The 22,353-nt window shown below is 65.3% G+C and carries 18 protein-coding genes; 6 read left to right on the forward strand and 12 right to left on the reverse strand.

Features of this window, described 5'->3' with window-relative positions:
* Positions 1 to 147 precede the first annotated feature (147 nt).
* The 4 genes from G6N47_RS14120 to G6N47_RS14135 are packed head-to-tail and all read left to right on the forward strand — an operon-like array spanning position 148 to position 3,986.
* Positions 148 to 1,413: a saccharopine dehydrogenase family protein gene (locus tag G6N47_RS14120; protein ID WP_083132973.1), complete on the forward strand. Its 1,266-nt coding sequence runs from the start codon at positions 148 to 150 to the stop codon at positions 1,411 to 1,413.
* A gap of 31 nt (positions 1,414 to 1,444) precedes the next feature.
* The gene (locus G6N47_RS14125; RefSeq protein WP_083132972.1) at positions 1,445 to 2,149 is read left to right on the forward strand and encodes a transporter; all 705 of its coding nucleotides are present in this window, start codon (positions 1,445 to 1,447) and stop codon (positions 2,147 to 2,149) included.
* 24 nt (positions 2,150 to 2,173) lie between these two features.
* Positions 2,174 to 2,956: an SDR family oxidoreductase gene (locus G6N47_RS14130; protein WP_083132971.1), complete on the forward strand. Its 783-nt coding sequence runs from the start codon at positions 2,174 to 2,176 to the stop codon at positions 2,954 to 2,956.
* Complete coding sequence (locus G6N47_RS14135; RefSeq protein ID WP_083132970.1) at positions 2,949 to 3,986, forward strand: phosphotransferase family protein; 1,038 nt, start codon at positions 2,949 to 2,951, stop codon at positions 3,984 to 3,986. Before G6N47_RS14130 ends, G6N47_RS14135 begins: the two co-directional genes overlap by 8 nt.
* Before the next feature lie 228 nt (positions 3,987 to 4,214).
* Here G6N47_RS14135 and G6N47_RS14140 read toward each other — a convergent pair whose 3' ends face one another.
* The 11 genes from G6N47_RS14140 to G6N47_RS14190 form a co-directional block, all read right to left on the reverse strand.
* The gene (locus G6N47_RS14140) at positions 4,215 to 5,537 is read right to left on the reverse strand and encodes an NAD(P)/FAD-dependent oxidoreductase (protein WP_083132969.1); all 1,323 of its coding nucleotides are present in this window, start codon (positions 5,535 to 5,537) and stop codon (positions 4,215 to 4,217) included.
* A 2-nt stretch (positions 5,538 to 5,539) separates the two neighbouring features.
* On the reverse strand, positions 5,540 to 6,847 hold the full coding sequence (locus G6N47_RS14145) for a saccharopine dehydrogenase family protein (protein ID WP_083133108.1): 1,308 nt from the start codon (positions 6,845 to 6,847) through the stop codon (positions 5,540 to 5,542).
* Positions 6,848 to 6,874: 27 nt separating this feature from the next.
* Positions 6,875 to 7,864 (reverse strand): alpha/beta hydrolase, encoded by a 990-nt coding sequence (locus G6N47_RS14150; RefSeq protein WP_083132968.1) that lies wholly within the window; start codon positions 7,862 to 7,864, stop codon positions 6,875 to 6,877.
* Complete coding sequence (locus G6N47_RS14155) at positions 7,861 to 9,363, reverse strand: flavin-containing monooxygenase (protein WP_083132967.1); 1,503 nt, start codon at positions 9,361 to 9,363, stop codon at positions 7,861 to 7,863. Before G6N47_RS14155 ends, G6N47_RS14150 begins: the two co-directional genes overlap by 4 nt.
* A gap of 139 nt (positions 9,364 to 9,502) precedes the next feature.
* Positions 9,503 to 10,726 (reverse strand): MFS transporter, encoded by a 1,224-nt coding sequence (locus G6N47_RS14160; RefSeq protein ID WP_083132966.1) that lies wholly within the window; start codon positions 10,724 to 10,726, stop codon positions 9,503 to 9,505.
* Between the two features lie 457 nt (positions 10,727 to 11,183).
* Complete coding sequence (locus G6N47_RS14165) at positions 11,184 to 12,299, reverse strand: NDMA-dependent alcohol dehydrogenase (RefSeq protein ID WP_083132965.1); 1,116 nt, start codon at positions 12,297 to 12,299, stop codon at positions 11,184 to 11,186.
* An 11-nt stretch (positions 12,300 to 12,310) separates the two neighbouring features.
* Positions 12,311 to 13,732: an aldehyde dehydrogenase family protein gene (locus G6N47_RS14170; RefSeq protein ID WP_372517555.1), complete on the reverse strand. Its 1,422-nt coding sequence runs from the start codon at positions 13,730 to 13,732 to the stop codon at positions 12,311 to 12,313.
* Between the two features lie 630 nt (positions 13,733 to 14,362).
* A complete protein-coding gene (locus tag G6N47_RS14175; protein ID WP_139799621.1) occupies positions 14,363 to 15,745 on the reverse strand; it encodes a PPE family protein in 1,383 nt (460 codons plus the stop codon).
* A complete protein-coding gene (locus tag G6N47_RS14180) occupies positions 15,745 to 17,133 on the reverse strand; it encodes a PPE family protein (protein WP_083132962.1) in 1,389 nt (462 codons plus the stop codon). Before G6N47_RS14180 ends, G6N47_RS14175 begins: the two co-directional genes overlap by 1 nt.
* Before the next feature lie 492 nt (positions 17,134 to 17,625).
* Complete coding sequence (locus tag G6N47_RS14185) at positions 17,626 to 18,012, reverse strand: RidA family protein (RefSeq protein ID WP_083132961.1); 387 nt, start codon at positions 18,010 to 18,012, stop codon at positions 17,626 to 17,628.
* Positions 18,013 to 18,029: 17 nt separating this feature from the next.
* Positions 18,030 to 18,878: a phytanoyl-CoA dioxygenase family protein gene (locus tag G6N47_RS14190; protein WP_197945480.1), complete on the reverse strand. Its 849-nt coding sequence runs from the start codon at positions 18,876 to 18,878 to the stop codon at positions 18,030 to 18,032.
* Positions 18,879 to 18,980: 102 nt separating this feature from the next.
* On the opposite strand from G6N47_RS14190, the gene G6N47_RS14195 reads away from it, so the two are divergent.
* Complete coding sequence (locus G6N47_RS14195) at positions 18,981 to 19,577, forward strand: TetR/AcrR family transcriptional regulator (protein WP_083132960.1); 597 nt, start codon at positions 18,981 to 18,983, stop codon at positions 19,575 to 19,577.
* A gap of 149 nt (positions 19,578 to 19,726) precedes the next feature.
* A complete protein-coding gene (locus G6N47_RS14200) occupies positions 19,727 to 21,046 on the forward strand; it encodes a flavin monoamine oxidase family protein (protein WP_232080211.1) in 1,320 nt (439 codons plus the stop codon).
* Between the two features lie 3 nt (positions 21,047 to 21,049).
* On the opposite strand, the gene G6N47_RS14205 is transcribed toward G6N47_RS14200, so the two are convergent.
* Positions 21,050 to 22,300 carry a PucR family transcriptional regulator gene (locus G6N47_RS14205; RefSeq protein WP_083132958.1) on the reverse strand — a complete coding sequence of 417 codons (1,251 nt, stop codon included), beginning with the start codon at positions 22,298 to 22,300 and terminating at the stop codon, positions 21,050 to 21,052.
* Positions 22,301 to 22,353: the final 53 nt, after the last annotated feature.

Here is a 22,353-nt window from a genome sequence, read left to right on the forward strand (position 1 = left end):
GGCTACTTTCCATCGTGATTTGCACCATGCGCAAAAGTCGATGTGTTTCCGCACATATCTTGATGGAAAGTCAAGGCGTACGTACATGTCGCAGCGGATGGTCCAGGCTTACGGTGAAACGCACCACGCCTTGCCAGACGGAGGCTCATGACCAGTACGAGTGCCAAGAAGCGCGTCGTCTTCATCGGCGCCGCGGGTGAGATGTGCCGATTGGCCATCGAGCGGTTCGTCGTTGCCGAGGGCGACTGGGAGCTGGCGCTCTACGACATTCGTCCCGAGCTCCTCGATCAGCTGATCAAGAAGCTGCCGCCCGGGCTGGCCACCGCCGCACGGTTGGACCTCTACGACGCCGCGGGGCTTCGCAAGGCGATCGAGGGGGCCGCGCTCGTCGTGCTCGGTGCCGGTCCCTACAACCGCACCGCCGGCCCCGTGATGGAGGCGTGCCTGGCGGCCAAAGTGCCATATCTCGATTTCGACGACGACATCGAGAGCACCCTGCACGCACTGAGTCTGCACGAAGACGCCGGGACGGCCGGAGTGCCGTTCTACGTCGGCTGCGGCGCTTCGCCGGGCATTACCAACGTCATGGTCGCCGACGCGGCCGGCGAACTGGACAGTGTCGAGAACATCGATGTGTATTGGGTGGTCGGCGACGAGCGCGGATCCATCGGCCGCGCGGTCCTCGACCACATGCTGCGCCTCACCGCCGGCCCCTGCATGACCTGGCAGAACGGCGGACCGGTGATGCACCAGTCGTGGCTGGAGACCCGCTGGACGGAGATGGGTGGCGGCCTCGGGCTGACCATGGTGCACGAGACCGCTCACCCGGAGCCGGTGACCTTGCCACGAAAATACCCGGATGCCAAGAACATTCGCTGCTTCGGCGGCCTGGATCCGGCACCTTACAACGGTCTTGTCCGCGGCGTGGGCCTGGCCGTGCAGAAGGGCGAGATGCCCATGGAGACGGCCATCGATTTCCTGGAGGCGCTGCTGACCAACAAGTTCGGCAGCGTGAAGGGCTGGCGCCACGCCCTTTCCGGGATGCGCAACCTCGTGCGCACCGGGGAGGCGACGCGCACCGAGCTGATCAAGTTCCTTGCGCTGGCGGCGGTCGGCCACACCTTCCCCTACAAATCGGGCCTGAAGGTCGAGGTGACCGGTCTCCGCAACGGCATACCCACGGTGGTCACCCGCCGTACCCCGGTGAGCGGTCCCGGCACCTACCTGTTCGCCGACATGGCAGCGGTGACGGGAACGGCGTGCGCCGCGTTCATGGTTGTCGCCCTCGACGACGGGCCCGAAGCCCGCGCAGGGGTGTTCACGCCCGAAGAATGGGCCGAGCCGCAGCGGTTCTACAAGGCACTCGAACGTGTCGGCACCCCGCGCGACGAAATCCTCGACGCCACGCAGTAGGTGTCATCAAGCCTCGACACAAAGGTTGACCATGGATCTCAAAACCGCACTGTTCGCACTCGCCGATATCTTCATGATCTTCGCCGGGCTTACCTACGGCTGGAAGTTCATCCGCGACTACAAGAACTACCTGCTCGGCCTCGAATGGATCATCGTGGGGTCTTCGGGGACCAATTTCCTGGCTTGGGGGCTCTTCAGCGGCAAGGAAACCAGTCCGATGTACTACCTGGCTTTCTTCTTGGACGCGTTCTCCCGGTCGATCGGAATCACTGTGATTCTCGTCCTGGGTCTGATGATGGTGACTCACGGGTTCAAGCCGTCGCTGCCCTTCGACGTCGGCGTCTTCGCGCTCGCCATCGCCGGGGGACTGGTCATGTTGTTCTTCGCCCACGACCTCGGGCTGAAGGCGGCAATCTTCTATGTCGTGATGAACGCGCTCACCACCGTGTTCCTGCTCTATTTCGCGTGGCGGCTGTGGAGAATCGGTGAATACCGCACCGCGATAGCCGTAACGCTCGCCACGGCAGCAGCGGCCGCGATCGCAGGGATGTACGACTTCTATCACATACCGGGCGACGATCAACACCACACGATCTTCTACATCTTGGCCCTCACCACGTGGGCCACCCAGCTGACCGTGTACTACTTCGGTTATCGCGCGCTGCACGAGAGCAACCAACGAACCTCGGCTGAGGTGCGCAAGCGGGCCATCGCCGCACAGGATTTGCGCAAATAGCACGCGACCAGAAGGTGGAGTGACATGGCCGGACTGGACCTGACCGGGCGCACCGCAATCATCACCGGCGCCTCCCGCGGCATCGGTCTGGCTGCGGCGCAAGCGATTGCGGCAGCGGGCGGTAACGTCGTCTTGACGGCGCGTCGACAGGAGTCCGCGGACGCCGGGGCGGACGAGGTATACGGCAACGCGATCGGCGTCGCGGCGCACGCCGTCGACGAGCAAGCCGCCCAACGCTGCATCGACGTGACGCTGGAACGTTTCGGCAGTGTCGACATATTGGTCAACAACGCGGGCACCAACCCGTCCTACGGCCCGCTCATCGACCAGGACCATGCCCGCTTCGCCAAGACCTTCGACGTGAACCTGTGGGCGCCGATCCTGTGGACGTCGCTGGCAACACGCGCATGGATGAGCGAGCACGGCGGGGTGGTGGTCAATATGGCTTCCATCGGTGGAATGGGTTTCGAAGCGAACCTCGGGCTGTACAACGCGTCGAAGGCGGCGTTGATCCACCTGACCAAGCAGCTGGCACTTGAGTTGTCGCCCAAGGTGCGGGTCAACGCGGTCGCCCCGGGTGTGGCGCGCACGAAACTGGCTGAGGCGCTGTGGAAAGAGCAAGAGAGCCAGTTGAATTCGGCCACCGCGTTGGCGCGGATCGGTGAACCCGAAGACATCGGCTCGGCCGTCGCGTTTCTCGTCTCCGATGCGGCGAGCTGGGTGACGGGGGAGACGTTCGTGATCGACGGCGGGCAGCGCCTCGGCGACGCCGCCCTCTTCCGGGCAAGTGCGTCTGTCCATGCCTGAGACGCAAGAGGTTGTCGGCGTCGACGTCGATGCGGTGTCACACTGGCTCGCGACACTGGGCATCGACTTCGTGCCTCCACTGCATTTTCAGCGGATCGGCCTCGGGCAATCGAACCTGACGTATCGCGCCGCCGACGCCGCTGGCCGCGCCTGGGTGCTGCGCCGCCCGCCGTTAGGTGATCTGCTGGCATCGGCCCACGATGTAATGCGCGAAGCGAAAATCATTGCAGCGCTGACTAACACCGACGTACCAGTCCCTCGAATCCTTGGTGTGACAGCGGATTCGGAATTCTCCGACGTGCCGCTGGTACTGATGGAGTTCGTCGACGGCATGGTTGTTGACACGATGGATGTCGCCGAGGCATTGCCACAGCACAAGCGTCGCCAGATCGCCCTGTCCCTGCCGACCACCTTGGCGAAGATCCACGCGGTCGACCTCACTACGGTGGGACTCGCGGATTTGGCCAGCCACAAGTCGTACGCGCAGCGCCAGCTCAAGCGGTGGGCGGGGCAGTGGGACATGTCCAAGACCCGGGAGTTGCCCGAACTGGACGATCTGACCCGCCGGCTTGCCGTTGCGGTTCCCGAGCAGCGCGAAATCAGTCTGGTACATGGCGACTTTCATCTGCGCAACCTGGTCATCTCATGGGAGACCGGCGAGGTGGCCGCAGTGCTGGACTGGGAGCTGTCCACACTGGGCGATCCGCTGGCAGACATGGGCAGCCTGCTCACCTACTGGCCGCAGCCCGGTGAGACGACGGGCGGTGACTTTGCCCCGTCGACGCTGCAGGGGTTTCCCGATCGCGCGGAAATGGCAAGGCTGTACCTGGAAGAGACCGGTCGCGACGCAGCCGCCTTGCAGTACTGGCACGCGCTCGGATTGTGGAAGCTGGCGATCATCGCCGAGGGCGTCATGCGCCGAGCGATGGAGCAGCCGCAAAACAAGGCAGCCGCAGGAACTCCCACCACCGCATGGATCGATACGCTGGTGCACAAGGCTCACGAAATCGCTGATGCCGCAGGGATATAAGTTTCGGATGGATGTGCGGGACTTCACACCAATGCGTTCGCGGTAGCGCACCGCGCCATCGACTGTGCATCCACGGCGGGATTTTTGCTCCGAGCCCTCCCTCAGTGCACGCTCGAATCCGTGAGTGCGCAGTCGATTTGGCGCATCGCCGTCAGGACCGGGTTGAGCACAATGTCGTAGTGCATCTTGGCCGCGGCGAGAAGCACGCTCATATGGCCGAGAATGGGATCAGTCTTTGCGGCGGTTGAACTGGTCGGCGATCCGGTCGCTCACCCAGAGGGCGCGCAACGCCGGAGCGCCGAAGACAGGAGCGGGAAAAAACCGCGGCCGCGGTCGCCAGACGGCGCACAGGTTGTCGTGCAGCGGGTCGCCGGCGATCCGGTCGGCGAGCAGCGTGCCGAGGTAGGGCGTCTGGGCGAGGCCATGGCCGTTGCACCCGATCGCGTAGAAAACGTTCTTCGTCGCCTCTCCAGCGACCGGCAGGAATGACGTCGTCATCGCGATCCACCCGCCCCACGCTTGCTGTACGCCGACGTCGCGAAGCGACGGGAATCTCTCGCGGAAGCCCCGGATCATGTCCGACACGACCGCCGGTGGCGGAGTGCGCGGGCCCAGTGGCGTGCGCGGCGCCGTCCGCAGCTGGCGGGTACCGAAGACGATTGTTCCGCGCCGCGTGAGCCGGTAATTCTCCAGGATGGTGCTCGCGGTCGCGATGCCGGCCCGGCTATGCCAGCCGAGCTCTGCCAGGCGGTCGGGTGCGATCGGCTCGGTCTCGGCCAGACTGGTCCACAACGGCGTGACCATCCGCTTCGGGGTAACGGCCAAATCGCGGGAATAGGCGTTGGTGGCGAGCAGGACCCGATCGGCGCGGACCCGACCGTCAGGCGTGCTAACGATGATGCCGGAACTCTCGGAGTTGACCGCCTGCACGGCGGTGTGTTCGAAGACGCGCGCACCGGATCCAAGGAGGGCAGCGCGGAGACCGAGCGCGAACTTTCCGGGATTCAGTAGCCCGCCGCCGCATTCGAAGATGCCGCCCGGGAACGCTTCGGGCAGACCGAAATCGCTGCCGTCGACGAACTCCGCTTCACCCCCCGCGTCTCGCACGATCTGTGCGCCTTTGCGTAACCGCCGAAGTTGTCCAGTGGACACGGCGGCCAAAACGTTGCCTGTCGGCTCGTAATCGCAATCTGTTCCGAGGCCCTTGATCAACCGCTCGGTGAAGTGGGCCGCGCTCTCGGCATAGCGAACGAGCCCGGGAAGCCGCCGGCGATAGAGCAGATGCAGGAGCCCGGGATCGCCCGCCAATCCGTTTGTCATTTGGCCCGCGTTGCGCGAACTCGCGCCGCAGCCGCAGAACCCGGACTCGAGGACGGCGACGTCGGCGCCGCGCTCGGCCAGCCTCAGCGCCGCCGCCATGCCCGTATAGCCACCGCCGATCACCGCCACATCGCACCGAATCTCGCCGTCGAGTGCGGGCGCGAAGTCGGTGGGTTCGTCAACCCACCCGGTGGATGTCAATGCCGAGTACGTCAAGGCTTTGCTTGCCATTGCTACTCCTTCGGCGCGGCGGCAGGCGCCGGCGTCAATGCGGTGCTGGGCGTGACCACTGCCTCGACGACCTCGTGGAGCGGCGCCCGGCCGGTGGCTGCAAGCGTCTTGTAGAACGTCTCCGGGTTGACCCAGTCCTCCGGCGCCAAGACCCCCGACTGTTCGCCCAGCTCGTCGAGGGCTAACACCATGAACGCCGCGGTGGCCGAACCAGTAAGTGACGCCATCGTGGTCCATGGCGTGCCGGGCCCGCTAACAGGCGCCCGACGCACCGAAACCACTTGCAGCCCATCGCGTTTGCCGGTCACCCGCACATAGTTGGTCCCGCGGAACGGGGGGTGCTTGCGAGCCGCCGACATCGCCAGGAACTTCGCCACCTCAGCCGCACTGATCTCGCCGCGGCGAATGGTGCCCCACAGCCCCGCCAACGCGTGCCGCCACACCTTGAGCGAGCCGGTTTTGTCGGTCACGAGGTCGTTGATGAAGTCGATGGCCTCGTCCATCGAGATCTTGCCCTGCTGCACGGCCACGGCGACGCCGCGCATGATGCCGTTGGTGGGGGGCGGGTCGAGCGCACCCAGCACCCGAATCCTGTCGGCGCCCGGCCAGCGCCGCGGCATCGTCACCGGCTCCGGGTGCGCACACTCCCAAAACCGGTAGGCGTCGCCGAGTGAGTTGCCGACGTCGAACACATCGGTCTCCAGGAACGTCTGGTGTTGAACGGCGCGGCCGTTCTCCCAGGTCTGACACGGCCCGGCGAAACCCCGGATCGCATGATCGAGCACCGCCCGTCCGAACGGGACCGGCCCCTCGTCACCGGTCACCCAGCAGATGTCAATGCGCTCAACAACATCCATATCGCGGGCCGCATCGGCCGTCATCACATTGGTGAATCCGGGCGACGCACCACAGCCGATGAGGATCGGCACGCCGGCGTCCTTCGCCTGGGCATCGAGTGCCAGCGCCGCGCGCGTGCTGGCCTCATCATCGTCGAGATCCAGATAGGGCACCTTCTTCTCGATGCACGCCTCCATGACCGGCTCGGCGGTGCGGATGTAGGGCCCAGCACCGAGCACGACGAGTGCGGCTCCCTCGATCGCGCTGCGAAGAGCGGGCCCGTCGAAGAGGTCAAATGAGCCGACGGTCGCCTTCCCGGCGGGCAGCTTCTTGACGAGGCCGTCGAGGGCTTCCGGCCGGATGTCGTACAACTCCAGCTTCCAGTCGACACCTGCTGCGGCCTCCGCGAAACGCTCGATCGCGAGGCAAGACATGTCGCCGGCCGCCCCGATGACGACAATTCTCTTAGTCATGGTCTTTGCCATCTCCTTTTGTTTCGGCTAAGAAGCCAGCCACGGCAACTTCAGAACCAGGTGGCCGGTTCGCATTGGCTCGGCGGCAGATCGAAGGTGAACGTCGGCTGCCCGTGCGGGATCGAGCACGCGGGTGAGGAACTCGAGTTGGTCCGCCAGCGCCTGCTTTTGCCACGGAACTCCGAAGACGTCCAAATGGTCGATGGGGTATTCCCGCAGCTGCGCCCAATATCCGGCCTTCTTGGCGGCGCGCCGCGCCGCACTGGGGGGTACGACCGCGTCGTTGGTGCCGACCTGCATGAGCATCGGGCACGCCAGACGGCTGGCAAACGTGGTGGGACGGTTCGCTGCCACCTGGAGCGCGTGGCGGGCGCAGACCTCGTTGCGCGCGGTCGGGCCGGCCATCGCGTAATAGGCCTCTTCGAGGCCGGGGGCGGTGATGATCGCCGTGGATCCAGGCTGCCCGACCACCGGCACGTCGTGCGGCGTGCGTTTGGTGAGGGCTCTGGCCATGTCGCACAATGCATGTCCGGTAAGCCGCGCCAGGAGACCGCCTTCTCCGCGGCGCACCATCCGGGCCAGCGTGGCCACCCCGTCGGTGGCCGGATTCATCGACACGATCGCCGCGACGCGCGGGTCCTGCGCGGCGACCGCGATGACATGCCCACCGGCATACGAGAATCCCCACAACGCGATCCGGTCTCGATCGACGCCGGGCAGGTGCCGGGCCGCCGCGATGGCCGCGTGGTAGTCCTCGCGCTGACGTCGGACCGAAACATCCTGGCGGGGCGTGCCTTCGGAGTCGCCGAATCCGCGGTAGTCGAACACGAGCGCGTCGATACCGGCGTCGGCGAAGGGCTTAGCAAAATCCAGCAGTCCGCTGTCGCGGGTGCCGCCGAAGCCGTGTGCCATGACCACGCACGGCCGGCCGGCTGCGTCGGCCAGCGCGTCGGTGCTGGCCGGGACATGCCAGGCGGCGCAGCTGATTCCGTGGCTGGGGAAAGTGAAGTCCTTCATGACCGCACCAGAACCGGCTTGACGCGGGTGAATTTCAGCGCATCGTCTTCGACCGGGCCCTCGCGCAGGCGTTCGGCATCGAGCTCGTAGGCGTGCTTAAACGCCCATGGGCCCTTGGTGCCTCCCCGCGGGAAGTTCGCGATTCCCCGCTGCACATAGCCCGAACTCATGTCCATCGCCGGCACCCGCTCCATGTCCGGATCGTCGAGCACCGGTTCGACGGTGCCGTAGCCGTGAGCGTCCATGTAGTCGAGCAGCCGGCAGAAGTGCTCGCAAACCAAGTCCACCTTGAGTGTCCAGGAGATGTTGGTGTAGCCGACCGCGAACGCCAGGTTGGGCACACCGGAGAGCATCATCGCCTTGTAGATCGTCGTATCCGGCAGATGCACCTGCTGTCCGTCGACGCTGAGCGCAATCTTGCCGAAGGGTGACATGTTGAGACCCGTTGCGGTCACGACGATGTCGGCAACCAACTCCTGGCCCGACTCCAGCAGGATGCCGGTCTTGGTGAACCGGGCGATGCGGTCGGTGACCACCGAAGCCTTTCCGGACGAGATCGCCTTGAACAGATCACCATTGGGCACCATGCACAGCCGCTGGTCCCACGGGTCGTAGCGCGGCGTGAAGTGGGTGTCGACGTCGAAGTGCTTGGGCAGCTGCCGGCGCACGTTGGCGATCAGCAGCCTGCGCATCAACTTTGGAGCGCGCTTGCACGCCTTGAACATGCCGCGGCTCATCGCGATGTTCTTGCGCCGGACAATCTTGTACGCGCGGTCATGGCCGAGCAGTCTGTTCAGGGTATTGGCGAGCGGGTCCTCGGCCGGAATCGAGAACACGTAGCTCGGCGAGCGTTGCAGCATCGTGATGTGGCCCACCTTGTCGGCCATCGACGGGATCAGCGTGACGGCTGTTGCGCCGCTACCGATCACGACCACGCGCTTGCCGGTGTAGTCCAAATCCGTCGGCCAGTGCTGCGGGTGGATCAGCTGGCCCTCAAAGTCCTCGACACCAGCGAACTCGGGGCGAAAACCCGCCTGGTGGTCGTAGTATCCGGTACCCAGGAACAGGAAGCGGGCGGTGAAAGTCGTTGTCTCACCGGTGCCGGACTGTTCGGCGGCGACCGTCCACCGTGCCTCGGCCGAGGAGAACTCCGCAGTGAGCACCCGGTAGCCGAACCGGATGTGCTCGCCCAGACCGTTTTCGGTGACGGTCTGCTGCAAGTAGTCCAGGATGATATGCCCATCGGCGATCGACTTGCGGTGTGTCCATGGCTTGAAGCTGTAGCCGAAGGTGGGCATGTCCGAGTCCGATCGAATACCGGGGTATCGGTGCAGCCACCACGTACCGCCGATCGAGTCGTGGGCCTCCAAGACCACAAACGACGTGCCCGGCCGGCGGGTCTTGAGGTGATAGGCCGCGCCGATACCCGAAATCCCGGCGCCGATGATCAACACGTCGAAGTCGGTGGTCTGCGTCTGGTCGGTGGTCGTGATCGTCACGAGCGTCTCCTGGCCGCGATAGGGCGGGGCTGTGTGTTTTCACGGTAAGCCGCAACCTGGCGTTTCGACATGTCTGCTCGCCTTGTATTAGCGCCAAAATATGTGTGGTCGCACACTCGCCGCTTCACGCGCGAGGAGACTATGCGCTGAGCTCGGGTGCCGTCTTGGTCGCCTTCAGGCAGACCGCGGTGTAGATCAATTCGACGACCGCGGTGGCCACCAACAGCAGCAACCCAATCGTGTAATTGTTGTGCACCGGATCATAGGTTGCACCCATCACCAGCGGCGGGAAATAACCGCCCAATCCGCCAGTGGCCGTGAAGATTCCGGTGACAGCGCCGATCGAGTGGGCCGGGGCGAGGTGTGCCACCCAGGCGCACACCCCGCCGGTGCCGATCCCGAGTGCAATGGCCAACGTGATGAACGTCGAACCCGACCACACATCCGGTGGCGGCTTGAACACCGCGATGAACGCCAACACCGCAACGCCTGACAGCGACGCCAGCACAACGTATTTCGGGGCGACGTGGTCGGCCAACGCTCCGCCGACGGGCCGGGCCAGTACCGCCGCCAGCGCAAAGCCGGCGGCGCGGGCCCCGGCATCGACCAGCGAGAATCCGTAGATCTTGTTGAGGTAGACGGGCAGGTAGTTGCTGAATGCCACGAACCCGCCGAACACCACTGCGTACAGCAGAGACATCTCCCAGCTGATCCGCAATCTCGCGGCGGCCTTGAGTGCCGGCATCACCGGGGCGGTGTTCGGTTGGAAGTCAGGTCCATTGCGCATCACCACGAAGCACACCGCGGCGGTCGCCGCCAGCGCCACCGCGACGATGATGTGCGTGGTGAGCAGACCGAACCAGCCCACAAACCGCGGGGTGAAAAACGCCGACGCCGCGGTGCCGATCATGCCCATCCCGAACACCCCCATGGCAAAGCCGCGGCGGGCAGGTTCGTACCAGTCGTTGACGAATGGGATACCGACCGCGAATACCGAGCCGGCCACTCCGAGGAACGCCGCAGCCGCCACAAGCAATGGATAGGACTTGGCCGCGCCCACGAAGCCGACGCCCAGCACCGGACCGATCGCGCTCACGGACACGGCGATGAACATGACGCGGCCGCCAAACCGGTCGGTCAGCGGTCCGCTAGCCAGCCGGCCCAGCGACCCCACCAGGATCGGGGTGGCCACCAACACCGATTGTTCAGTGACGGTCAGCGATATCTGCCCGGCGTATTTCGGCGCCAAGGGGCCGATCAAATTCCACGCCCAAAAGTTGATGACCGAGACCCAGGTGGCAAGCGCCAGGTTTACCCCTCGCCGCTCCCCGAGGCCAGGTCTGGCAGCGGTGATCACCCGCATATGCAAGGGCCGTGGACGTACCGCAATCGCGCTGCTATCCGGGCCGTGGGGTGACAGGCCGCGCCGAAACCACGAATTCGGGTGCGTTTGGTTGGTGGGCGTGATCGTCACCGGTGGTGTCTCCTGGCGCGGGAAGGCAAGAGCTGGACGGTGGTTCACGTTAGTGCCGGTGCAAGGCGCGCGATATGTCTATCCGCACCGTCTTTGTCGCTCGATGTGTGCAGTGAGACACCAAATTTCACCTGGAGCGCGCCGGTGACACCGGAGATCGTCTGGCTGATGGGCGATGTGGCGCCGACACGGTTGGGCTTGGTGCGCGACTTCGTCAGCGCTCATTGAGCTGGCCACGATTGCGCCCCAATGTATTTGCCTCGCAGCGAGGTGTTCCGGGCAGCCTGAGCCAAATCTGGACTATCAGCGGGTTTCAAGTTGTCTGGCTGGTGTAGCGCTCGGAATGCTATGCGCTCCCGTGGACCACGATGCCGCGAATGTTCTTGCCGTCGCGCAGATCCTGGTATCCCTGGTTGACGTCCTCGAGCCGGTAGCGGGCGGTCACCAGCTCGTCGAGTTTGAGCTGACCGGCATCATAGAGGCGCAGCAGACGCACGATGTCGTACTGCGGATTGGCGGAACCGAACAAGGTGCCCTTGATGGTCTTCTCCATCAGCGTCATCATCATGCCGGACACGTGGATGGTCAGCTTTTCCGGGTTGGCGAGGCCGGTGACGACGACGACACCGCCCTTGCCGACGATGTCGAACGCCGCCGAGATGACTTCCTCGTCTACGATGCCGGCGGTCACGATCGCCTGATCGGCGCCTTGGCCCCAGGACAGCTCGTTCACCTTTTCCGCCGCCTCGGCGGCGTTGGAGAACGCGTGTGTCGCACCGAATTTCAGTGCCGTCGCCCGTTTGAACGCCACCGGATCGACTACCACGACATATTTGGCGCCGGCATGCACCGCGCCCTGAACGGAGTTGATGCCGATCCCGCCGATACCGTAGATCACGGTGATATCACCCGCACGCACATTCCCGGCGTAGGTGGCGCTACCCCAGCCGGTCGGCACCCCGCATCCGACCAGAACCGCGGTCTCCAACGGCAGCCAGTCATCGATCTTGACCACCGAGTGTTCGGAGATGGTGGCACGCTCCGAGAAGGTGCCGAGCATGCACATGCCGCCGAAATCTTGTCCGCCGCCGTGAAATCGGAAGCTGCCGTCGGGCATGCACCCGTCGAGGATCGTCGCACCCATGTCGCAGAGGTTCTGCCGGCCGGTGGAACAGTAACGGCAGTGCCCGCAGCTGGGTATGAAGCTGCACACCACGTGATCGCCCGGCTTCACCTTGGTGACGCCGGGGCCGACCTCCTCGATGATGCCGGAGCCTTCGTGCCCGCCGACGATCGGATACCGTGGCGGGAGGTCACCATCGGTGAGATGCAGATCGGAATGGCAGAGTCCGGCGGCCACATAGCGGATTAGCACCTCGCCCGGGCCGGGGCCGTCGAGATCGAGTTCCATGATCTCGAACGGCTTTCCAGCATCCAGTAACACTGCTGCGGTTGTTTTCACGGGACTCTCCTTCAGAGCGCGACGTTGACGGACTTGGTCTGCAGATAGAGGTCGAGTGCGTTGGCGCCGAGTTCGCGGCCCCAGCCGGACTGCTTGTAGCCACCGAACGGCATCGCCGTGTCGAAGCCGTTGTACTGGTTGATCCACACCGACCCGGCCTTCAACTGCCGGGCGACGCGGTGGGCCTTGGAGATGTCTCGTGTCCAGATGCCCGCGGCCAGGCCGTAGGGGGAGTCGTTCGCGGCCTGGGCAACCGCGGTGATGCCGTCGTCGGCGTTGAACGGCAACGCGGCCACGACCGGGCCGAAGATCTCCTCGCGAACGATGCTGAATTGCGGTTGCACATCGACGAATACGGTCGGTTCGACGAAGAAGCCGGTGTCGCCGTGCCGCTTTCCGCCGGTCAGGGCGCGAGCACCGTCGGCCAGCCCGTCCCGGAGATAACCGGTGACCTTGTCGAACTGCTCTTGCGAGACCAGCGGGCCCAGTTCGGTGGCGGGATCGAGCCCGTGGCCGATCTTCACCTTCGACGCGGCGTCGGCGACCGCGTCGGTGAAGTCGCCGAAGATCTTGTCCTCCACGAACAGCCGGGTGCCCGCGACACAGCACTGACCGTGGTTGAACAGCCAGGCGTTGAGCGAACCGGCGACGGCGAGCTCGGAGTCGGCGTCGGCGAACACCACGTTGGGGCTCTTGCCGCCGAGTTCGAGCGACACCTTCTTCAGATTGCCGCGCGCGGCGTCGACGACGCGCTTGCCGACCTCGGTGGATCCGGTGAACGCAATCTTGTCGACCCCGTCGTGAGCGGCCAGCGCAGCGCCGGCTTCACCGAATCCGGTGACGATGTTAACCACCCCGGGCGGAAAGCCTGCCTCACAAAAGATCTCACCGAGCAGCAGCGCCGACAGCGGCGTCTGTTGGGCCGGCTTGAGGATCACGGTGTTTCCGGCGGCCAGCGCCGGCGCGAGCTTGAAAGCGGCCATCAGCAGCGGGAAGTTCCACGGCACAATCAGGCCGCACACCCCCACCGGCTCCCGCAGCGTGTACGCGTGGAACTGAGCGCCCGGCGCGAACGGCATGGACACGTTGATGGTCGCGCCCTGAACCTTGGTGGCCCAGCCGGCGTAGTAGCGGAAAATATCCGCGGACCAGCCCACGTCCACTGCCGTCGCGACGCCAGCCGACTTGCCGTTGTCCAGCGCCTCCAGTTCACCGAATTCGGCTGCTCGCTCGGAGATGAGGTCGCCGACTCGCCACAACAACCGCTCCCGCTCATTGGGTTTCATCCACTGCCACGGACCGTTGTCGAAAGCGTGGCGGGCCGCGCGTACCGCACGGTCGATGTCGGCGGCCTCCCCGTGGGCGACTTCCGCCAGGGTGGTCTCGGTGGCCGGATCGTGCGTGGCGAACGTGCGTCCCGATACCGCGTCCATCCAATCGCCACCGATGAGAAGCTGCTTGCGACGATCCAAGAAGGACCGAACCTCCGCGCGGATCGGAAACTCAAAGCCGACGGTCATCGAAACCTCCAAACATCTCGGCCCTGATGTACGACATAGTCTCCTGCCTCACCGGATCGCCCCCAGTCCAATGGAATTGGACAACCACAGCCGTCGATGTCGAGGCACGCATGCGGGTTACCCGGCGACACGGTAACGGGCTGGGCGTGATCGTTCGAGTGGGAGGGCGAGGCCGTGATGCGGTTCACGGTAACGCTGTCGCCAGGCGTGCAACATGTCTTCCAGCCTTGTCTTGGCGCCAAAATATGTGCGACGACACACTCGTGGCAGAGCCAATGCTGGCCGGGCTCGTCAGCTCGTCGCCGAGATGGGCACCGCCAAGCCGCACGGACGGCGCACCTGATCAATCCGCCCTGCCCGATGCCAGCCGTCACCGCTGAGCCAATGTCGCTCAGCGGATTAGTTATAGATTGTCGTCCACGGCGAACCCGGCGATCTCTGGTTGTGTGGTGACAAACGACATGCGCTTTCTCTTCTCGATGGTCGCTGGTTACTTACAGGCGCGACAGCAGATTCGGTTGCCGCGCTGCGGAAGTGTGTCGGTCACGGTGTCCCCTGATGCATCGCTTCCTTGATCAACAGGGCCGCCGAGCGCTTGAGCACGTCGCGTTCCTTGGTCACGTCAGCGATCGCCGTACGTAGCTGGTGGAGCTGCTCACGCTCGCTGAGCGGGGCCTGCCCATCTGGGGCAAACCCGTCGAAGTTCGCCCACCGACCGGGCGTCTCGTCGCCTGGCTGCCGCTTGGCTGCGCGATCGGCGCGATACCGCGGACGAGGCTCACCATTGCGGGGCGCGTTGACCACACTGCCGATCGGACCCACCATCGGCATGCCGCCGAACGAGCCGCCCAGCCCTGCTGTCGGCAATCCGTCCAGGCTTGCCATCGGCAATGCCCTAGCGGCAAGCTGGATTTCGGAAGCTGCGCTACCCCACGACTGGGGCACCGACAGCCCACCGACCGAGCTTGCCTCGCCCAGGCTCGCCGAGACCCCGGCACCAAGGCCCGCCGATTCGGACGTGCCCGCGAGGGCCGACCCCAGCGCTGCCTCGGGCAGCGCAGACACCTCAGCTGCCGGCGCCGCCGCTCCCGCCAACGCATAGCTTATGGCCGCGTTTTCAAACGGCGTCATGCAAAACAAAGCCCCGGATGCCATAAACGCCGGTCCGCCAAGGAGGGCTTGATAGCCCGCGGTTCCCGCCATCAGGCCTTCCCAGTCCTGGACGAGGGGGCTGTTCAGGAGATTCAGCAACCACTGGGAAGGGTCGGTGGATGCTCCTCCTGTGGCGAGTCCTTGTAGTGCCTGGGGTATTTGGGAAAGTGTCTGTGACACGCCGCCGGTGGCGGTTGAGGTGCTGGTGGCTTGGCTGACGGCGGCGCTTTGAGCGCCGGTGCTGGCGGGGTTGGTGTTTTGCGGCGCCGAGTTGAAGGGGGCCAATTGCGTTGCGGCGGCTGAGGTTCCGGCGTAGCCGTACATCGCGGCGGCGTCTTGGGCCCACATCTCGGCGTAGTGGGCCTCGGTGGCCGCAATCGCCGGGGTGTTTTGGCCGAGAATGTTGGTGGCTATCAACGTCATCAGCAGCGCTCGGTTGGCGGCGATCACCGGCGGGGGCACTGTCGCGGTGAATGCGGCTTCGTAGGCTGCGGCGGCTGCTCTGGCTTGGTTGGCGGTCTGTTCGGCTTGGGCGGCGGTGGTGTTCATCCACGCCACGTAGGGGGCGGCCGCGGCGGCCATCGACGACGACGCCGGGCCCAGCCACGGTCCGCCGGTGAGCCCGGAGACCACCGACTGATAAGACGTTGCCGCCGAACTCAACTCCGCAGCCAACCCGTCCCAGGCCGCCGCGGCGGCCATCATCGGCCCCGCACCGGCTCCGGCATACATCCGCCCGGAATTGATCTCCGGCGGCAACACCGCAAAATCGATCATGGCCGGATCGCCTCCTTGATCAACCTGGCAGCCGCATCGCGCTCCATCGCCAATTCGGCGAGCTCGTGGCGCAACTGGTCGAGCTCCGCGCGTTCGCGTTCGCTCAACGGGCCCTCGCCGACACGCGGACACCCGTGCGGCACCACGCTCCGACTCGGCGTGTCGTCGTGACCGCCGCGTTCCCCAGGCAATGTCGCGACCACCTTGGGGCGGGGGGCGTACCGGGAGCGCGGCTCGCCATTGCGTGGCGCGTTGACCACGCTGCCTACCGGCGGCACACCGCCCATGATGCCGCCTGGCCCACCTATCGCCCCAGCCTCGGGGACCCCGCCCAAACCCATGCCCGGCAACGCCTTAGCGGCAGAGGCCAGCCGGATTTCGGGGGCCGCGCTGCCCCATGACTGCGGCACCGAGAGCCCGCCGACCGACGCCGCCCGACCCAGGCCCGCCGACACTTCCGCACCGCCCACGCCCGCCGAACTTGCGCCCGACCCGGAGGAACTCATCAGGCCCGCTCCCAGCGCACCGTCAGCCGCCTCGGGTGCCGCAGTCGCCTGCGTCATAAGCCCCGCCGTGTACAGGGGATTCATCATGTACTCGACGCCGCTGGCCAGGAATGGCAGCGAACTAAAATAGGTAAAGGGCTGGCCGATACTGCCGGAAAAGGTATTTAGGGCTGTGCCCAGGGGGCTGTTCAACCAGTCCAGCAGCGACGCTATCGGGTCGGTGGATGCTCCTCCTGTGGCGAGTCCTTGTAGTGCCTGGGGTATTTGGGAAAGTGTCTGTGACACGCCGCCGGTGGCGGTTGAGGTGCTGGTGGCTTGGCTGACGGCGGCGCTTTGAGCGCCGGTGCCGGCGGGGTTGGTGTTTTGCGGCGCCGAGTTGAAGGGGGCCAATTGCGTTGCGGCGGCTGAGGTTCCGGCGTAGCCGTACATCGCGGCGGCGTCTTGGGCCCACATCTCGGCGTAGTGGGCCTCGGTGGCCGCAATCGCCGGGGTGTTTTGGCCGAGAATGTTGGTGGCTATCAACGTCATCAGCAGCGCTCGGTTGGCGGCGATCACCGGCGGGGGCACTGTCGCGGTGAATGCGGCTTCGTAGGCCGCGGCGGCTGCTCTGGCTTGGTTGGCGGTCTGTTCGGCTTGGGCGGCGGTGGTGTTCATCCACGCCACGTAGGGGGCGGCCGCGGCGGCCATCGACGACGACGCCGGGCCCAGCCACGGTCCGCCGGTGAGCCCGGAGACCACCGACTGATAAGACGTTGCCGCCGAACTCAACTCCGCAGCCAACCCGTCCCAGGCCGCCGCGGCGGCCATCATCGGCCCCGCACCGGCTCCGGCATACATCCGCCCGGAATTGATCTCCGGCGGCAACACCGCAAAATCCACCGCTACCACCCCTACTTAGCTGACCGGTGAAGCGGAGGTCCCATAGGACCTCATGTCGCGTTTGAATTTCGGCTGGTGCATGTCAGTCGTTGGCGTGCCTGTGGGCGACGTACTGCTCGGCGAAGGCCTGCAGGTCGTGCACGGTCCACATAAAGATGGGCGCGGCGGCCAGGAAGACGACGGTCGAGGTCATGTGTCCTTCTCCTGGAATACGGGGTTGTGATGTGGTGCACGGTAACGCCGCAACCGTGACCCGCGACACGTCTGCGCGCCCAGACCCTTGCTCGAAATATGTGCGATGACACACCCAATCGCCTGAGCGGCGAGACGCTGCGACCCGAGCTCATCGGCGACGTCCGCCGAGTCTGGTGCTGGCGCTGTTCATCTACCGCCGCCGCGAGACGGGGGACACCAACTCGTGTGAGCGGGCTACGAGGTCGACGACTACTCAGGTTCGACGCCGGCCACAACCGGCGAATACGCGCCCCGTCGTCACTGGGTCAGCCGCGCGGTGACCTGGATTTCGACCAGCGCGCCTGGAACGGCCAGCTCGGAAATCCCGATGGCGGTCCATGCGGGATAGGGAGCCGGTAGGAACTTGTCCTTCACAGCGCCGAACTCACGCACGTGCGCCTGCAGCCCGACGTGAAAGGTGTTCATTTCCACCACATTTGCGAACGTGAGTCCCGCTTCGGCCAACACTTCGCGCAGGTTCTCGAAGGCCAGGGCGAACTGTTCCGTCGGGTCCTCCGGAACACTCAGATCGGGACGGATGCCGATCACTCCCGAGCAGCGCAAGTAGTCGCCGTCGATGACCGCGGGCGCAAAGTGATGGATGTCGTACAGCGGCTGCATCGACGCCGGGATAACGACTTTCATGGCGGCTTCTCCCGCAGTCAGCGCAACTGGGCGAAATAGCTGGGGTGGTACGGCTCGCCCGGTGTCAGCGACGGGTCGTTGAGTCCGCTGATGTCATAGCTGAAATCCACGGGCCCGGTCGGCAGGGGGCGGTAGAACAGCTGGTCGCCGAAGAATCGAAATACCAGCGTGTGGCGATCCGGGCAGTCCGGGGTCACCGGAGCACCGCCATGCAGGGCGCCGGAGTGGAACACCAGCGCGTCACCGGGCTCCAGATCCCAGGAAATGACATCCCACGACGTCGGGTCGTTGGCGCGTTCAGCCTCGATGTCAGGCAATCGGGGCCAGTCGGTTTCGAGCCACAGCGGCTTGGTGTGGTCGGTGGCATCGCTGTAGCTCGTGCCGTTGTATTCGGTGCCGCGATGGGACCCCCGGACGATTTCGAGCACGTTCTTGCGGGGCAGCTTCTCGAAGCTGATCCAGATGTTGAGCAGGTGCGGCCCGTTCGCGGGCATGTACGCGGTGTCCTGGTGCCAGGGTGATCGGCCGGCCTTGCCGCCCTTCTTGATGAATAGTTCTTCACCGAGGAACCACACATGCTCGGAATCCCACAGTGCCGCAACGAAATCGGCGAGTCCCAACTCCTTGATCGTCGCGAGGTGCACCTCGCGGTTCTCGGGGTTGCCGTAATCGTTGAAGTGCTCGTCGTCGGTACCCGCGTAGGCCATGCCGTGCTGTGGGCTGGGGTGGGCGATCCCGTAGTCGAAAGACTCGCGGACCCGCGTCAATTGTTCACGCGTGAACAGGCCCCGTACGACGATGGCGCCGTCACTCGCCAGATCCCGCTTCATTTGGTCGGTCACCTCGATGTGCTCGGTCACCCGCATGTTCGTTCTCCTTTGCTCACTACGACGTCATAACAGTTGTGATGTTGATAACAAGTGTTATGTTTTACCCGCGCCGATGCACGTGTCAAGCCCGGAGTCCGCATGCCCACCAGAAAAACCACCTCGACCCCAACGCGGCACGACGAGGTCGTCGACGCGGCGGTGCGCGTCATTGCCCGCGACGGACTCTCCGGCGCTTCGCTGCGTTCGATCGCGCGCGAGATCGGCTACACGACGGGCGTCGTCATGCACTACTTCAAAGACAAGGAAGAGCTCCTGGTGGCGGCCGCGGAGGCGGTCTTCGGCCCGCACGAGGAACTGCTGTCGGAAGCCTTGCTGATGGAGGACACGTTCGAGGGCCTCCGGCGCATGTGCGTGATCCCACTGCCCACCACCGAGGCCAAGCAGGCCATTACCCGCATCTACGCGCAGGTGCTTGCCAGCACCGAGACCGAGCCGGCGTTCGCAGAGGCCTTTCGCACGCGATACGCCGCCATCCGCCAGGGCATCGAATCTCTGCTGGCCAATGGCCAGACCAACGGCTCCCTTCGGACAGACTTCGATCCTGCCGCGCAATGCGACGTCCTCTGCGCACTGATCGACGGGCTGGCCTTGCACGCGATCAGCGAACCGGCCAGGTTCCCGGCCGCGCGGCTTGTGGCCCTGGTGACCCAGGAACTGGAGAAGCTGCGGGCGTAGTTGTGCCGCGACCCCCATTGACACGGGAGGCCGTCGCCTTCATAAAATCGATATGGAATCGAGTTTGATTCTCGCATCGCTTCGTCGATCCTGATGACTGAGGACGTAGCACCATGGTTGAAGAGAATGCCCGCGAGCAGCACTGCGAGGTGGTGGTCGTCGGGGCGGGCGCTGCCGGGCTCGTCGGGGGTGCCACGCTCGCGCCAACGACCGACGTCGTCGTCCTCGAAGCCGCAACGAAGCCGGGCGGCCGCGTGGAATCGGTTCGCCACGGGGACTATTGGCTCAACATCGGCGCTCAGTTCACCGAGGGTGCTGGACCGCTCTTCGATGTCATCGACAAATACAAGATCAAGCTCGGATCCCTAGCGGACACTAGGGCGGGCCTCTACCTCAAAGGCCGGCTCGTGGCCGCGGACGACCCCATGGGGATCCTCGTGCGGTCCCGAATGTCGTTGGCCGCCAAAGTCGAACTGGCCTCTGTCGGACTGCGCCTTCGCCGCATCTTCAAGCGCCTGATGAACGAGAACCTCGACGAAGCGGCCAAGTACCAGGCATTCCTGGATACGCACTCGGGGTCCTGGCTCATGAGAGGCGTCAAGACGGACGAGATGCGTGCGATGTTCAACGCGTGGGCCGGACAGTGGATCGGCTGCAAACCGGAGGAGACGGCGGCAAGCCAGCTCGCGATATCCATCGGCTTTGCGCTCGAAAAGGCTGCCAATATCCCCAACTTCGCGCTGCCCGTCGGGGGCAACCAGACTTTTACGGATGCACTCGCCCACGAGCTCGGTGATCGATTGCGTCTGGGCGCAGAGGTGCAGTCGATCACCTGGACGGAGGACCGCGCGACGGTGCGCTACGTCGACGGGCAGGGTCCGGTGACGTTGGCTGCGCGGCGCGTCATCGTCGCCGTGCCGGCTGACCGGGCGCTGGCAATCATGCCCGACTTGCCCGACGAATATCGTGAGGCACTCCGCGTGACCAACTACGGCCGCTACATCCTCGCTGGCATTTTCACCAAGGAACATGGTCCGCAGCGCTGGGATGACTACTACGCGATTTCGACGCCGGACCTCCCGTCGTTTCAGGCGATCTTCAACCACGCGGCATCGCTGCGTCGCAGCGGTCCGCGGAAGCCCGGTGGCGCACTGGTATGCCTGGCAGGTGGGCCGCGCGCCGACGAATTGGACAAGCTCTCCGACGAGCAGATCGAGACGGCGTTTCTGCGCGACCTGTTCCGGATTCTCCCGGAGCTGGAGGGCAAAATCGACCGCGTGGTCGTCAAGCGACAGCCCAGGGTGGTGTCCTACTGGGCACCGGGAACGCGGTCTGCCCAGGAGATCCTCAGGAAGCCACTTGGCCCCATCCAGTTTGCCGGCGACCACCTCGCCGACCTGCCCTCGCTGGCCGGAGCTGTCGAATCCGGCCAAGGCGACGCTGAAAACATTCTTCAGGCATTGGTGTAGGCCCTACCGGCTCAGCACCCGCGGGCCGAGGTAATGCGCCAGCTCGAGTGCGAGCTCGACCGCCAAGCGGCGCTCCCCGGGCGCGTGCCCTAGGAGCTCGGTGGCGCGCGCAACGCGCTGGAGGACGGTGTTGCGGTGGGTGTGAAGGCGCGCAGCTGCTTGGGGCGCATTGTTGGCTTCGTTTAGGAACACACGCAGCGTTTCGCGGAGGCGCCCCGCGCTTTGCGTGTCGGCGCTGAGCGGGCCCAATGTTGTGGTGACGAACTCGGCGGCACGGTCGAGATCTTGCGCGGCCAGTGCGGTCACCTCGAGCTCGTGGTACAGCGCGAGCCGGTCGCCGTCGGCGTGTCCGGCAAGCATCCGTTGGACGGCTAGTGCACCGTCGTGGGATCGCCGGAAGCCGGTGATGCCGGATTTGGTCGGGCCCACGGCGACGCGCACGTTCGGTTGCGCTTGTGTGATCTCCTCACGCAGCGCGCCAGGCTTTAAGTCACCGTCGGTGCTAAGCCATGCCCACAGCGTCGACGTTCCCGCGGGAACCGTGAGCGGGCCGCGGGCGCCGACGGCCCGCGCCAGGAGCGTGGCGGCCGATTCCAGGGCGCCCTGGACATCGCCGGGCGGTTCGGCCCAGAGCACGAGCGCTGTGTTGCGGCGGGCGAGGTCATAGCCGAGCCGTTCGCTTGCGCGCCGACTCTCGATCGGGGCGCCGTCAAGGATCAGACGGATCGTCTCGGTCCGCCGTGCGAGGGCGCCGCCGAGGACCCGCTCACGCTCACGATGCGCCTCCTCAAGGACGCGACCAAGCACTCGGTCGGCGTAGTCGAATACCAGTCGCGAGGAGGCCTCGAGGAACTCCACGAGCTCGGGACCCGGTGGAACCACGCGCGCTGCGTTCGCCAGCCAGCGCCGCCAGGCGACGTACGTTCCGCGACGGTAAGCCTGGATGATGACGTCGAACTCGATTCCTCGACGGGCGACCGTCCGGGCGGCGTCTAGCGCCTCGGGCGGCACGTCGACGTCGACCGAGACGGGGCTGCCCTCGCTGCGCACGCACATGGTGAGGAAGCGCCGGACGACGGCGCGGTTGCTCGCCGACGTATCCGCCAGGATTGCGGCGTCCGCGCCGAGCGCGGGCGAGAGCTCGATCTCCGCGGCGTCCATCTCGTCGCCGACTTCATCGAGTTCGGCGAGCAACAGTTCGGCGACCTTGGCGATGCATTCGTCGATCGGGGGCGTGACGGTTTTACCGTCCATCTGGGCAGTGTGCCACCGCACGCATATTCACGCCAAGTGTGGGCAGATTGCTA

It is taken from the genome of Mycobacterium branderi (genome assembly GCF_010728725.1).
In the GTDB taxonomy this organism is placed as follows: Bacteria; Actinomycetota; Actinomycetes; order Mycobacteriales; family Mycobacteriaceae; genus Mycobacterium; species Mycobacterium branderi.